Here is a 13,933-nt window from a genome sequence, read left to right on the forward strand (position 1 = left end):
GGAATAAAGGAGACAGGTAGCATGAAAATGAAACCACGCAAGGTTCTGCTGACACTCGCGCTCGCTGCGGCTGCGCTCGGAACGTCCGTTGTCAGTACCGCGCAGGCCGGCACGCTGACTGCGAACATCGCGTTCAAGGGCGCGAGCCAGCGCGCGGTGTGGCAGTCGGTGGTCGACGACTTCAAGAAGGCGCATCCTGGCATCGACGTGAAGGTGTCCTTTATCGACGAAGAAGCCTACAAGGTGCAGTTGCCCGGCTGGCTCTCCACGGTCGCGCCCGACATCGTGAACTGGCATGACGGCGAACGCATGGCTTATTACGCGCAGCGCGGCCTCTTTGAAGACCTGAGCGGCGATTGGGCGAAGAACGGCTGGAACGACATGTATGCGTCGACGAAAGAAGCCTCGTCGTATAAGGGCAAGCAATATGCGGCGCCCACGGTGTACTACTCGTGGGGCATGTTCTATCGCAAGGATCTGTTTCAGAAGGCCGGCATTTCCGGTGAGCCGAAAACGTGGGAGCAGTTTCTCGACGACTGCAAGAAGTTGAAGGCAGCCGGCATTGCGCCGATTGCCGTTGCGGGCCGCGATTCGTGGACGCTCGCCGGCTGGTTCGATTATCTGGATCTGCGCGTGAACGGCAACGCATTCCACCAGAAGTTGATGGCCGGCGAGATTGCGTACACCGATCCGCGTGTGAAGAACGTTTATACGACGTGGAAGCAGTTGATCGACGCCGGCTATTTCATCGACAACTCGCTCTCTTACGATCTCGATTCGGTGCAGCCGTTCCTGTTCCAGGGCAAGGCCGCGATGATGCTGATGGGCACGTTCATTACCGCGGGCTTTCCGGCGAACGTGAAGCCTCAAATGGGCTACTTCCAGTTCCCGATCATCGACGCCAATGTGCCGACCGCTGAAGATGGTCCGGTCGAATCGCTGCATATTCCGTCGAAAGCGAAGAACAAGGCGGATGCGCATACGTTCCTCGCATTTGTCGAGACGCCGGAAATCGGCGCGAAGCTCGCCACGGGGCTTGGATCGTTGTCGGCGAACAGCAAGTCGCCGGAACCGGAAGATCCGATTTCGAAGATCGGTTTCCAGATTCTTGCGAATACGAAGGGCGGCATTGCGCAGTTCTATGATCGCGACATGACAAAGGAAATGGCCGATGAAGGCATGAAGGGCATGCAGCAGTTCATTTCCGATCCGTCGAAGCTTGATAGTGTGCTCGCGCAGTTGGAGCAGACGCGGAAGCGGATTTATAAGAAGTAGGGAAGGGGGCGGTCGGGCTGCCGCCTTGGTGTTTTTGCTTGGCCGATAACACGCGTCGACAGCTTTGTATGGGGTGGGAGTAAGAGCTTTGCATGGGACCGGAGTAACGCGCTAAAGCGCGAACTCCGGATCGACAGCCAAAGCGCTAACTCTGGTCGACAGCTTTGCATGGGGTAGGAGTAGGAGCTTTGCATGGGACCGGAGTAACGCGCTAAAGCGCGAACTCCGGATCGACAGCTAAAGCACCAACTCCCACCGACAGCTTTGCAGGGGGTGGGAGTAAGAGCTTTGCATGGGACCGGAGTAACGCGCTAAAGCGCGAACTCCGGATCGACAGCTAAAGCGCTAACTCTGGTCGACAGCTTTGCATGGGGTAGGAGTAGGTGCTTTGCATGGGACCGGAGTAACGCGCTAAAGCGCGAACTCCGGATCGACAGCTAAAGCGCTAACTCTGGTCGACAGCTTTGCATGGGGTGGGAGTAGGAGCTTTGCATGGGACCGGAGTAACGCGCTAAAGCGCGAACTCCGGATCGACAGCTAAAGCACCAACTCCCACCGACAGCTTTGCATGGGGTAGGAGTAGGTGCTTTGCATGGGACCGGAGTAACGCACTAAAGCGCGAACTCCGGATCGACAGCTAAAGCACCAACTCTCACCGACAGCTTTGCATGGGACCAGAGTAAGCGCTAAAGCGCTAACTCTGGTCGACAGGAGAATCACTTTGTCGCATTCCGTCACCCGTCACACCGTGGACGGACCCGTTCAGCCGGGCGGCTCCGCGCTGCCCGCATCGCGTGACCGCGCGCCGAATGTCCGCACGCGCGGCCGCCGTCCTTCGCCCACTGCAAGGCGCCAACGGCGCGCGGCCTTTCTGTTTCTCGCGCCGGCCTGCGTCATGGTGGCCATTTATGTGATCTGGCCGATTCTCTCGACAATACGCCTGAGCTTCTTCAACTGGGACGGCATGACGGAGCCGACTTTCGTCGGTCTCGCCAATTACGTCGAACTGTTCAACGCGCAAACGTTCTATACCGCGTTGAAGAACAACGTCATCTGGTTGCTGCTATTTCTACTCGCGCCGCCGATGGGACTCGCCGTCGCGCTCTACCTGAATCAGGCAGTGGCCGGTATCCGTATCGTCAAATCGCTGTTCTTTGCACCGTTCGTCTTGTCCGGCGTCGTCGTCGGACTGATCTTCTCGTGGTTCTACGATCCGACATTCGGCCTGCTCGCGCTGATTCTCGGCCACGGCGTGCCGGTACTCGGCGATCCGCGCTACGCGACTTTCGGCATCGTATTCGCGGCACTGTGGCCGCAAACCGCCTATTGCATGATTCTCTATCTGACCGGACTCACATCGCTCAATGCCGAGCAGATAGAGGCCGCACGCATGGAAGGCGCACGCGGCTGGTCGATGCTGTGGCACGTCATTCTTCCGCAATTGCGACCTACTACGTTCATGGCAATTGTCGTCACGATCATCGGCGCATTGCGCAGTTTCGATCTGATCTCGGTGATGACCGGCGGCGGTCCGTTCGAAAGCTCGACGGTACTCGCCTATTACATGTACGACCAGGCAATCAAGTACTACCGCATTGGTTATTCCGCGGCAGTGGCCGTCGTGCTGTTCGGCATCATGCTGGTGTATATCGTTTATCACTTGCGGCGGATGCTGCGCACCGAGCAATAAGGAGCGACCATGTTTCCAATTCCCATCGACAAATGGAAACCGGCCACGCGCCGCGTCTACAAACTCACCTTGCCGATTGCGCTGCTGATCTGGCTTCTGCCGATGATCGCCGTGCTCGTTACCTCAGTGCGGTCGACGGAAGAACTCAGCGAGGGCAACTATTGGGGCTGGCCCAAACACTTCGCGCTATTCGACAACTATCGCGAGGCGCTCACCACTTCGCCGATGCTGCATTACTTCTGGAATAGCGTACTCATTACCGTGCCCGCGGTGATCGGCTCGATCGCACTTGCGGCGATGGCCGGCTTTGCGCTCGCCATCTATCGCTTTCGCGGCAATTCCTCGCTATTCGCCACCTTTGTCGCGGGCAACTTCGTGCCCGTGCAGGTGCTGATGATTCCGGTGCGCGATCTGTCGTTGCAACTCGGCGTGTTCAATACGGTTAGCGCACTGATCCTCTTTCATGTTTCGTTTCAGACCGGATTTTGCGCGCTTTTCTTGCGCAACTTCATCAAGCAGTTGCCGTTCGAACTCGTCGAGGCCGCGCGCATCGAAGGCGCAAACGAGTGGACCGTGTTCTTCAAAATCGTGCTTCCCCTGATACGACCCGCGCTCGCCGCGCTCGCGATTCTGGTTTTCACCTTTGTCTGGAACGATTACTTCTGGGCGTTATGTCTGACGCAAGGTGATGACGCCGCGCCGATCACAGTCGGCGTCGCCGCGTTGAAGGGTCAATGGACGACAGCGTGGAATCTTGTTTCGGCAGGCTCCATTCTCGCTGCGCTGCCTTCGGTGGCAATGTTCTTTGCGATGCAAAAACACTTTGTCGCCGGCTTGACGTTTGGTGCGACGAAGGGTTGAGGGCACGAGCGCGTGCATTTTTTAATTGTCCAGTCAGACTGCTAAGTCGGCTCACGTGAAAGGGATACGGTTCCACGAACGACGTCTGCTGTCGCGCCTGATTGGAGCGTTCGTTCATTGCCGCGGCAAGACTTGGCAGGCAGACGAGGCGGGTTAAGGCGACTCGCAGAAATGCGCGTTTTCGGATTCGTCCGATTGTTCGGAAAGTACGGATGGCGATAGGTTTGAAATGTAGTACGGGCTACATTCAAACCAATCCGGCGCAAGCCATCTATCGATAAGAACGATGACGAACAGACGATCTTTTCTGAGCGCGAGCGCGCTCTCTCTCGCAGGACTCGCCGCGAGTTCGGCAAAAGCGGCACCGGCATCGCCTAGGCACGTCGCAATATCGGGGCGCAGCTATGAGCTGACTAACGGGGCGACAGCACAGAAACGCGATAACGGGGAATGGGTCTTCTGGGTCCGTATCGTCAACTTCAGCAATCTTCAGAGCGACGTTCACGCGACGCTACAAATCGCGACGGACCGGGGATTCACACAGATCATCGACCGCATTCCACTTACGCTTACCGCGTCCAAATCCTTCATTGCGCAGCCGGTTTATCAGCCTAAAGTCGCCAACGCGCAACTTTATTACCGGTACGTTATCGGCGAGAGTCCCTCAATCGCTCCAGCGCTCAGTGCGGTGGTTAATTCCATTGCTCCGTGGAACACGCAATCGAAGGCGGAATAAAAAAATGGCTAAAACCGAAATCGTTCTGCAATGGCTGGAAAATGGCTCCAATGTCATGAACACGTATCAGGCTTTCCTCGGATACAAAGAAAATCAGACCGATTCGCTTTCGATTATCGGCACCAATGCAACGGTTGTCGCCACGGTGTCTAACGTCTTCCAGATGCTTCAGCCGATCCGTATTCTCACCAACGGCCTGGCAGCCAACGCGGCGCTGACCAAGATCGTAGTGGACTGGAAAGACCCGAACAAGAAGGTACAGGCGGGCGACGTCCTAACGCTGGTGAGCGCGACGGGAACTATGGCTGCGACGCTGCTGTTCTGGGCAGAAGTGGGACCGGAAGCAATGCTTGTGATCAGCGCCTTCGCCATGACCGCCGATCTGTACAGCGCATTTACGCCCTACGTAAACACGGCGAGAATATGGCTGGCGAACGCACTCGGGAACAGCATGCAGATTACGAAGCCCGCTTCGGTCGCGACCGCTCCTCTGTATTGGGGCTGTAACGGAACTTTCGACACGCCCAGTGGTTACAACCTGCTCGGCTATGACGAGATAATGGGCACCAAGGGGCTGTTTGCTTGCCTTACGGATCAAGGTATGTCAAACGGTGCGTTGAAAATAATGGGCAATCCGATCCCGGGAAGCCTGACGCCGGTCAACGACGATAGTTATCGTAGAGACTACTGCGAATACCTGCAACAAAAGAGCGGCGGGACGGACTACGTTAGCTGGATGGGCTACTGCCCGACAAAGTACCCATGATCACGACGAAAATGCCGGGAGCGCTGCGGGCTTCGCTCGTCGCGTTCACTATCGCTGCCGCGCTGGAAGCAGTGGTCGAAATCGAGCTTGTGGTCAGTCGCGCACTGCCTCTTTGGGGCGTGTGGGCCGTCGTTGCGAGCCTGCTCGCAAACCAGTTCGCGGCGCACTGGGTGATGACCAGGCAAAGACGCGGTTATCGGCTGCTGCGATGGATCGCCGTTTTTACTCTCGTGTGGCCAGTTGTCGCGAACCCTGTCCACCATGTATTAGAGCTATGGGCCGCAGCACTCGTAACTGTCTGCGTGTGGGCTCGCCTGGTAGGGGCGGTACTGATGCGGCGCAAGGTGTGTAAAGCCTGGATCGAGACGCACACTGGATAGGTTGTCTGCCGGAACTCGGAAAACAAGCATCCATCTTGAAACGACAACGCCCGCATACTGCGGGCGTTTCCTTGTGTGCCACGGTTACGGTCGAAGCAATCTGTACGCTCTCACTGATCGCAGCCACCAGCCAATCGAACAAACATTCATCGCTACAGCTAAGAGTAACAAGACGGTCCTGTGAACACCCGATCTTTCGCTAAATGCTGTTACGGCGAATGACAGCCCGATCGCGGCTGCGAACAGGCATCGCCATAAAAGCTCACCGGGCGAATCAATCCCAAATATTTCGCCGGTTGAATGATCAAGCCACCCGATAAGCGTTTGCCAGTTGCTCGGATCGCGAAGCACGGCAGTAACGACGGTGCCGCTCTCAAGTCGCGGTGCACCGCGAATAAGGACGGCGTACTGGCGCGTTCCCTGAACGGTGACATTGAAGTTTAGGCTCTGTGTATTGCCAGATCGGCTCTTATTTGCGGTGATACCGGTGATGTCCTCAAGGGTGACGGTGACAGCGTGGTAAGTCATGCTTGGAAGTGATAGTGACCCTGACACTTGCATGCTAGACGGCACTGCACTGATGCAGGTAAAAATCTGTGGCGCTTTCGGCTCTGTCATACTGTCCAAGCCTTGCTCAGAGCGCGTTTCATGGATTGTGGAGGGTATTTAAGTTGTACCCGCTTCGACCAGGCGATCAAGTACTACCGCATTGGTTATTCGGCGGCAGTGGCCGTCGTGCTGTTCGGCATCATGCTGGTGTATATCGTTTATCACTTGCGGCGGATGCTGCGCACCGAGCAATAAGGAGCGACCATGTTTCCAATTCCCATCGACAAATGGAAACCGGCCACGCGCCGCGTCTACAAACTCACCTTGCCGATTGCACTGCTGATCTGGCTTCTGCCGATGATCGCCGTGCTCGTTACCTCAGTGCGGTCGACGGAAGAACTCAGCGAGGGCAACTATTGGGGCTGGCCCAAACACTTCGCGCTATTCGACAACTATCGCGAGGCACTCACCACTTCGCCGATGCTGCATTACTTCTGGAATAGCGTGCTCATTACCGTGCCTGCGGTAATCGGCTCGATCGCTCTCGCGGCGATGGCGGGCTTCGCGCTCGCCATCTATCGCTTTCGCGGCAATTCCTCGCTATTCGCCACCTTTGTCGCGGGCAACTTCGTGCCCGTGCAGGTGCTGATGATTCCGGTGCGCGACCTGTCGTTGCAACTCGGCGTGTTCAATACGGTTAGCGCACTGATCCTCTTTCATGTTTCGTTTCAGACCGGATTTTGCGCGCTTTTCCTGCGCAACTTCATCAAGCAGTTGCCGTTCGAACTCGTCGAGGCCGCGCGCATCGAAGGCGCAAACGAGTGGACCGTGTTCTTCAAAATCGTGCTTCCGCTGATACGGCCCGCGCTCGCCGCGCTGGCGATCCTGGTTTTCACCTTTGTCTGGAACGATTACTTCTGGGCGTTATGTCTGACGCAAGGCGATGACGCCGCGCCGATCACAGTCGGCGTTGCTGCGTTGAAGGGCCAATGGACGACTGCCTGGAACCTCGTTTCCGCAGGCTCCATTCTCGCTGCGCTGCCTTCTGTGGCCATGTTCTTTGCGATGCAAAAACACTTTGTCGCCGGGTTGACGTTCGGTGCAACAAAGGGCTAAACCGGCGATCGCCTCACGCTAAAAAAAGCCACGGCAAAAGAATAATAAGTCTCGCGAAGCACACCCAGCTTTGCCAGTACGACTGGCAAACGTTTGCGCAATTATCATCACGTTTCCCCTCATTAAAGATCGGGAAGGGCTTGTCGTTATCTAGTGAAATAAGTCAGACCGTCGAACTGACTCGTGCCTGAAAAAAAGGCACGCGCTGGACCAAAGCTCATCGGGGGTAGTAATCGTGAACCAACAACGCTCGCCATGGACTCGCACCGCGGCTCCGGGGGAAGTCATCTATTCGGAAGGCTTCTTGGGCGACGCAGTCATCTACGTTATTGCAGATGGCAAAGTCGAAATCTCCACGCAGTGCGATGAAAAAAAGGTCATTCTCGCCACGCTCGGCAAGGGTGAGTTTTTCGGCGAAGCGGCGTTGTTGCCGCCCGAGCCGCGAGCGCACACCGCCAAGGCATTGAGTTTTTGTCAATTGACGGCTATCGCAGGCGGTATCGTCGAAGAAGAACTGGAACGCGTGTCGCCGCTGCTGCGCCATATCGTTCGCACGATGATACGGCGCGTCAAGAAGAAGGACGACATTCTCGCGACGAACACACATGCCGATTTTCTCCCAGGCGTACTGTCCTACGCGCATGTGCTGTCGTTGATGGCAGGCGCCGAGGCGACTGACCGGTTCGATGCACGCGCTCGCCGTCCTCAGAACGAGGAAGTCTCGATTCCGCTTCCCGAAGTCATCAAGAAGTGCAACGCGATTGCAGGCCATTCGCGCCCGCATGTGATGGCGATGCTCAAGCGCATGGAGAAGCTCAATCTGGTCTCCATCGAATCGGGACGCTCAGAGCGGCTGAACAATACGTCGGGACGCTATTCGGCGAGCGACGGTGCAGTGGGCAGGCAACTCGTCACGTTCGATCCGGTGAAAATCACCGAGCGCGCGCAGCAGGTCGCGAATCACGATCTCGACGTTTCGATCAGCAGCGAACTCGAACTGATTGAACTCGACGATCTGGAAGCGTTGATCGGCGTCGACAAAAAGGTGATTCTGAACAAGCTCTCGCATTCGGAGATTGCCGAAGACCTCTTCGCGTTCCGCAAGACCAAGGTTCTCAACTACGTCGAAGAGAAAGGCCTCAGCTATTTCTCGCGCCGCAATGCGCGCGGTGCGGGTGAATTGAATTCGCTCGACGATCTCGAGTTCGTCGATCAGCGAACCCTGTTCGAGGCAGTGAGTGCGTTCGATACCTACGATCTCGCGAAGCTGCTGTCGGCGTCAGCCGGGCAGCCGGTGGACGAGCGCCTGCGGGCCGTCATGACCGAAGCGAGAAAGAAAGAAGTGTCGTGGGTGATGCGCCGCGAGATCAAGATTGATCCCGTCGAGATTGTGGAAATCGAGCAGCGTTTCATCGATACCGTCCGCGCACTGAAGTCGCCCGCGGCGCATGCCGCGCCGGTTGAATCCTGACGCCCGTTGCGTTCGGTCTAAAAGGCCTAATGCAACCTTTAACTGTAATTCGCAGGCTCGTGCAGCCGGTCGCGAGGACGTATGGATCTTTTGACGGTATTTGGCGTAGTGTTCGGCGTCGCGGCGATCGTCGCGGGCTTCTCGCTCGAGGGCGGCGACTTTACGTCGCTGCTTCAACTGGAGGCGTTTGTCATTGTGCTTGGCGGCACGTTGGGCGCAGTGATGATCCAGAACACATGGGCGCGGTTTTACGACGGCGTGAAGCTGCTGCGCTTCGCTTTCGTGAAGGCGCGGCAAGTGGATCGCGAGAGCCTTTCCGTTCTGCTCGAATGGGGCGATCAGGCGAAACTGCACGGCATGCTGGCATTCGAATCGATCGACGCGAAAGGCATTAGTCCGTTCGCCAAGCGAGGTCTCGAACTGCTCGCGAACGGCGTTTCCACGGCTGTACTCGAAGACGCATTGCAGCGCGAAGTCGACGCCTATGAGCGCAATTGCATGGCGGCCGCGCGCATCTGGCAACAGGCGGGCGGTTATGCGCCGACCTTCGGCATTCTCGGCGCAGTGCTCGGTTTGATTCAGGTAACGGGGCATATGCTCGAGCCGTCGCAACTGGGCAAGGGCATTGCGGTCGCATTCGTCGCCACGCTGTATGGCCTTGGGCTCGCGAACCTCGTATTTCTGCCGCTATCGGGAAAGATCCGCGCGCAGGTGGATAGCGAATTGCGTTTCAGGCGCTTGTATCTGGACGGCTTGCTCGCGATCTCGCGTAAGGAATCGCCGCATACGATCGAAACGCGTTTGGCGGGCGACGTGCGCGAACGATCTGCCGAATTGCTCGGCTAGTCGAGTCGAGAAAAGTCGTGCATCAACTGATAGCGGACTGCGTGTATGAGTACAACCACTGGCAGCAAGCGTCTCGCGACGGACAAGAACGGGCACGACGACAGCCACGATAGCGGCGAGCAGTCGGACCGCTGGCTGATTTCATACGCCGATCTGATTACTACACTGATGGTGCTGTTTCTCGCGCTCTATGTCTTGCAGCTCGCGAAGAACAGCGAGTTGCAAATACAGACGCTGCAGCATCATCCGGTGAAGGAAGCTGTCGACGTAGAGCCGCCGATCACGGCAGCGAACGCGAAAGACGCCGCAAAAAAGCAGCTTCTGTCATTGCTCGCGCCGTTGCAGGACAATCGCCAGATTACGATTTCGCACACGCCGCAAGGCGTGGAAATCGCGATCAATGCGAAAGTACTGTTCAATTCCGGCGATGCGCGTCTTTTGCCCGAATCGTTCGCGGTGCTGGAACGCATTGCAGCGGTGCTGCGCGACCGCGCGAAAAATAACATCCTCGTGGAAGGGCATACGGACAGTTTGCCGATTGCCACGGCGAAATACGAATCCAACTGGGAACTGTCGTCCGCGCGCGCGGGCGCGGTGGTGCGCTTCTTCGCGGACAGGGGCATAGAAGCGCATCGCATGGCGGCAATCGGCCGTGCCGACAATTTCCCGCTTATCATCGGCAACGATGCGGCGGCCAACGCCGCCAATCGCCGCGTGACGATACTCGTCGAGTACTGAGCATCAAACGCCGAGCGCAAGGTACTGATGAAGCGACTGAATTGCGGCCGCGCCTTCTCCAACGGCTGCCGCGACTCTCTTCACTGAGCCGCTGCGCACGTCGCCCACCGCAAAAATACCCGGCCGGCTCGTTTCGAGAAAATGCCCGGTGCGCTCGGACGTCCACTTGTGAGCGACATCGGGACCGGTCAGCACGAAGCCATTTCTATCGAGTTCGACGCAATCGCCAAGCCAGCCGGTATTAGGTTGCGCGCCCAGAAACAGGAACACATGGCGGATTGGCTTCTCTTCGATTCGCCCTTGCTGATTCCATTGAATCGACTCGAGATGCGCTTCACCGTTTAGCGCGACGATCTGCGTTCGCACATGAACCGTGATATTCGGCGCTGCCTCGATGCGTCGGATCAGGTAGTTTGACATGCTCGCTGCAAGTCCCTCGCCGCGAATCACGATATGCACATGGCGCGCGAAGCCCGAGAGAAATACGGCAGCCTGTCCCGCCGAATTGCCGCCGCCGACAATGACGAGTTCTTCGTTGCCGCAAAACGCCGCTTCCATATACGTCGCGCTGTAGTACACGCCTCGGCCCTGGAAATGTTCGAGACGTGCGAGCTCCGGCTTGCGATAACGCGCGCCTGTTGCGATCACCACTGCGCGGCCATACACATGCTCGTCGTGACTGAGACGGATGTGAAACGGCTGACCCTTGTCGCATTCAATACCGAGCGCCTCGATCGGCACGCCGACTTCAGCACCGAATTTGCGGCATTGCGAAAGGCCGCGTCCGGCAAGCGCCTGACCGGAGATGCCGGTGGGAAACCCAAAGTAGTTTTCGATCTTCGAACTCGTGCCGGCCTGGCCGCCCGGCGCTTTCGTGTCGAGAACCGCGACGCGCAATCCCTCCGACGCGGCATAGACGGCTGCGGCCAGGCCCGCCGGTCCCGCGCCGACCACGACCACGTCGAACCGTTCGCCATTCAATCTGTCGGGACTCAAACCGATTGCGTCGGCAACGGCGCGATTTGTCGGGCGCTTCAGCACGACACCTTGCAAGGTGACGAGTACCGGCAGATCTTCTTTCGTGGCGCCGTAACGTTCCAAGAGTGCTTTGGCTTCCTCGTGCTCGTCGATATCGAAGTACGCCGACGGTTGCGCATTACGGCTCAGGAAGTGCCGCAATACGAGTGTCGGAAAAGAAGCCGAGCTGCCGATCACGACCACGCCGCCGCTCTGATCCTGTATGTAGGCGACGCGGCGCAGAATGTATGCGCGCATGATCGTCTCGCTCAGTTCCGCTTCGGCAATCACGAGCGCGCGCAGCGATTCCTCGTCGATCACGATGACTTCGCAATCGCTCGTCGCGCGCGCGGACGCCACCGCGCCGCGCCCCGCGAGCGTGCCGACTTCGCCGGTAAAACTGCCGGGTCCGTGCGTGCCGAGAACATGCAGCGTATCGCCGCTGCCGCGCGTCGCCTCGATGGTGCCGGAGATGATCGCGTACATCGGAATGTGGCGATCGCCTTCGGTAAACAGCACGTCGCCGGTGTTCAGTTTGCGCCGCTCGCCATAGCGCTCGAGTACCGCGAACTGCGCGTCGTTCAGCCTGGGGAAGATCTGGTGGTGACGGCTGCCGCCTGCCAGCAGATCTTCACGCTTGCCAGAAGTTTTATCGCTCATGAGAGGTCCGATTGGAAAGACGCACGATGCAGCGTGTCGCTGCGCCGCCGGATTGGCATGCGAATGCGAACAATCGGCAGCACGGAAAGCCGGCAGACGAGCCGCTTTCGCCGAGATTGTGCGCCAGAGTCCACTCGCCAGTAAAGAGTGCGTAAGGCGGAGAACGTGCGGCCGAACAGCGCGAGCGCGCTTCTGCTCAAGTTCGCGCTTCTTTTGCCGTAAAAGACGGGAGGAATTAGAGAAATAGACAATGAAAAGGGTCTAGGAAGCATGCGCGATTTAACAGTAAAAAACAGCTTACTTGCAGTGCTGGTCGTCTTTGCCGCGATGATTATGTTCGGCGGCGTGGTCGGCGTATTCGCACTCGGCCGCTCGAATGAAAACGCCCAGCGGCTTCAGGAGATCGCCACTCAGGAGATCCTCGCCAACGACGGCTATAAGGACAGCACGCGCACGCGGGCAGCGCTTACGCGCGCTTATGCCGCGTTGAAGGAGCGCAACGATCTCGCCACGCGCGATTCCGCACTTGGCAGCGCGCAACGAACGCTCGATCGCGCGGATGCCGAGACGCGCGCTTTTGCGGCAGCGTCCCGATTCGTGGGACAGGACGATGCGTTGAAACAGCAGCTCGTCGATTCGTCGAATGGATTGGCGGCCACTTTAAAGAAAGCTTTCGACGCGCTTCAGCGTGGCGATACCGACGCCTACGTCGCCATCAACGATCGCGACATTACACTTGCCGGTCAGGTCTATTCGGCAAACGTCGAAAAATTCCAGAACCTTGCGGGTGCGCTTGCAAAGGAGTCAGCGACGAGAACCGAACGCGAATACGGGTGGATCGTCGCAATGGTTTTGACTGGTGTTGCGCTTGCTCTCGCATTGATCGTCGCCACGCACTTTGCGTTGCGCACCATTGTGATTCGCCCGTTGCAGCAGGCGTCGAAACTGCTCGACCGGATTGCGGGCAATGATCTGACCGCGTCTATTCCTGAAGGCAGCAAGAGCGAGATCGGCAAGTTGTTCACGTCGATGTCGCGGATGCAGGCCGGACTCGCGCATACCGTGTCGAACGTGCGCGTCAGTTGCGAGGCGATTCACGGCGGCGCGCGCGAGATTGCAGCGGGCAACCTCGATTTGTCGAGCCGCACCGAAGAGCAATCGGCTTCGCTCGAGGAAACCGCGGCGAGCATGGAAGAACTGACCTCCACCGTCAGACAGAACGCGGATAACGCGCGCCAGGCAAGCACGCTTGCCGCGAGCGCCGCCGACGTCGCACAGCGCGGCGGCGACGTCGTGCAGCGCGCGGTCCACACCATGACGGCCATTACCGCAAGCTCGCACAAGATTGCGGAGATCACCGGCATGATCGACAGCATTGCATTCCAGACCAACATTCTCGCGCTCAACGCTGCCGTCGAGTCCGCGCGTGCGGGCGAGCAGGGCCGCGGCTTCGCTGTCGTCGCGGGTGAAGTGCGCACGCTGGCTCAACGCAGCGCGAGCGCCGCGCAAGAGATCAAGGCGCTCATTTCCGCTTCCGTCGACGACGTGCGCAGCGGCAACGAACTCGTCACGCAGGCCGGCCACACGATGAACGAAATCGTCGGCGCAGTGCAGGGCGTTGCGACTATCATGGCGGAGATCACGTCGGCGACGGTCGAGCAAACCGCGGGCATCGAGCAGGTCGGCAAAGCCGTCAGCCAGATGGATCAGGTCACGCAACAGAACGCCGCGCTCGTCGAGCAGGCCGCCGCCGCTGCGAGCGCGCTCGAGCATCAGGCGCAGTCGATGAACGATGCGGTGTCGGCATTCCGTCTGCGATAACGCCGTC

The 13,933-nt window shown here is 58.2% G+C and carries 12 protein-coding genes and 1 pseudogene; 12 read left to right on the forward strand and 1 reads right to left on the reverse strand.

All coding sequences use genetic code 11. The features are described 5' to 3' along the window. Positions 1–21 precede the first annotated feature (21 nt). The 11 genes and pseudogenes from C8K18_RS20530 (at position 22) to C8K18_RS20580 (ending at position 10,428) form a co-directional block, all read left to right on the forward strand. Positions 22–1,275: an ABC transporter substrate-binding protein gene (locus tag C8K18_RS20530; RefSeq protein WP_107709443.1), complete on the forward strand. Its 1,254-nt coding sequence runs from the start codon at positions 22–24 to the stop codon at positions 1,273–1,275. 721 nt (positions 1,276–1,996) lie between these two features. After that, positions 1,997–2,965, forward strand: a complete 969-nt coding sequence (locus tag C8K18_RS20535; protein ID WP_029970155.1) for a carbohydrate ABC transporter permease — start codon at positions 1,997–1,999, stop codon at positions 2,963–2,965. A 9-nt stretch (positions 2,966–2,974) separates the two neighbouring features. After that, the gene (locus C8K18_RS20540; RefSeq protein ID WP_006049896.1) at positions 2,975–3,826 is read left to right on the forward strand and encodes a carbohydrate ABC transporter permease; all 852 of its coding nucleotides are present in this window, start codon (positions 2,975–2,977) and stop codon (positions 3,824–3,826) included. A 286-nt stretch (positions 3,827–4,112) separates the two neighbouring features. Further along, on the forward strand, positions 4,113–4,562 hold the full coding sequence (locus tag C8K18_RS20545; protein WP_107709445.1) for a hypothetical protein: 450 nt from the start codon (positions 4,113–4,115) through the stop codon (positions 4,560–4,562). 4 nt (positions 4,563–4,566) lie between these two features. Beyond that, positions 4,567–5,328 carry a hypothetical protein gene (locus C8K18_RS20550; protein WP_107709447.1) on the forward strand — a complete coding sequence of 254 codons (762 nt, stop codon included), beginning with the start codon at positions 4,567–4,569 and terminating at the stop codon, positions 5,326–5,328. Continuing rightward, positions 5,325–5,708, forward strand: a complete 384-nt coding sequence (locus C8K18_RS20555) for a hypothetical protein (protein WP_107709449.1) — start codon at positions 5,325–5,327, stop codon at positions 5,706–5,708. The genes C8K18_RS20550 and C8K18_RS20555 overlap by 4 nt, the downstream gene beginning before the upstream one ends. 681 nt (positions 5,709–6,389) lie before the next feature. Beyond that, positions 6,390–6,512, forward strand: a pseudogene (locus C8K18_RS20560) (sugar ABC transporter permease); the annotation flags it as partial. Positions 6,513–6,521: 9 nt separating this feature from the next. Then, positions 6,522–7,373, forward strand: a complete 852-nt coding sequence (locus C8K18_RS20565; RefSeq protein WP_006049896.1) for a carbohydrate ABC transporter permease — start codon at positions 6,522–6,524, stop codon at positions 7,371–7,373. 235 nt (positions 7,374–7,608) lie between these two features. Continuing rightward, entirely contained in the window at positions 7,609–8,844 is a 1,236-nt protein-coding gene (locus C8K18_RS20570) for a Crp/Fnr family transcriptional regulator (RefSeq protein WP_107709451.1), read from the forward strand. Positions 8,845–8,925: 81 nt separating this feature from the next. Continuing rightward, positions 8,926–9,690, forward strand: a complete 765-nt coding sequence (locus C8K18_RS20575; protein WP_107709453.1) for a flagellar motor protein — start codon at positions 8,926–8,928, stop codon at positions 9,688–9,690. A gap of 45 nt (positions 9,691–9,735) precedes the next feature. Continuing rightward, positions 9,736–10,428, forward strand: coding sequence for an OmpA family protein (locus tag C8K18_RS20580; protein ID WP_107709455.1), 693 nt, complete (start codon positions 9,736–9,738; stop codon positions 10,426–10,428). A 3-nt stretch (positions 10,429–10,431) separates the two neighbouring features. Here the strand turns inward: C8K18_RS20580 and C8K18_RS20585 are convergent, their stop codons facing one another. Continuing rightward, a complete protein-coding gene (locus C8K18_RS20585; RefSeq protein ID WP_053860109.1) occupies positions 10,432–12,105 on the reverse strand; it encodes a cyclic nucleotide-binding domain-containing thioredoxin-disulfide reductase in 1,674 nt (557 codons plus the stop codon). Positions 12,106–12,375: 270 nt separating this feature from the next. Between C8K18_RS20585 and C8K18_RS20590 the strand changes: the two genes are divergently transcribed. After that, entirely contained in the window at positions 12,376–13,926 is a 1,551-nt protein-coding gene (locus C8K18_RS20590; protein ID WP_029970159.1) for a methyl-accepting chemotaxis protein, read from the forward strand. Positions 13,927–13,933: the final 7 nt, after the last annotated feature.

Origin of the sequence: Paraburkholderia sp. GV068 (assembly GCF_003058125.1) — a bacterium.
Lineage (GTDB): Bacteria > Pseudomonadota > Gammaproteobacteria > Burkholderiales > Burkholderiaceae > Paraburkholderia > Paraburkholderia graminis.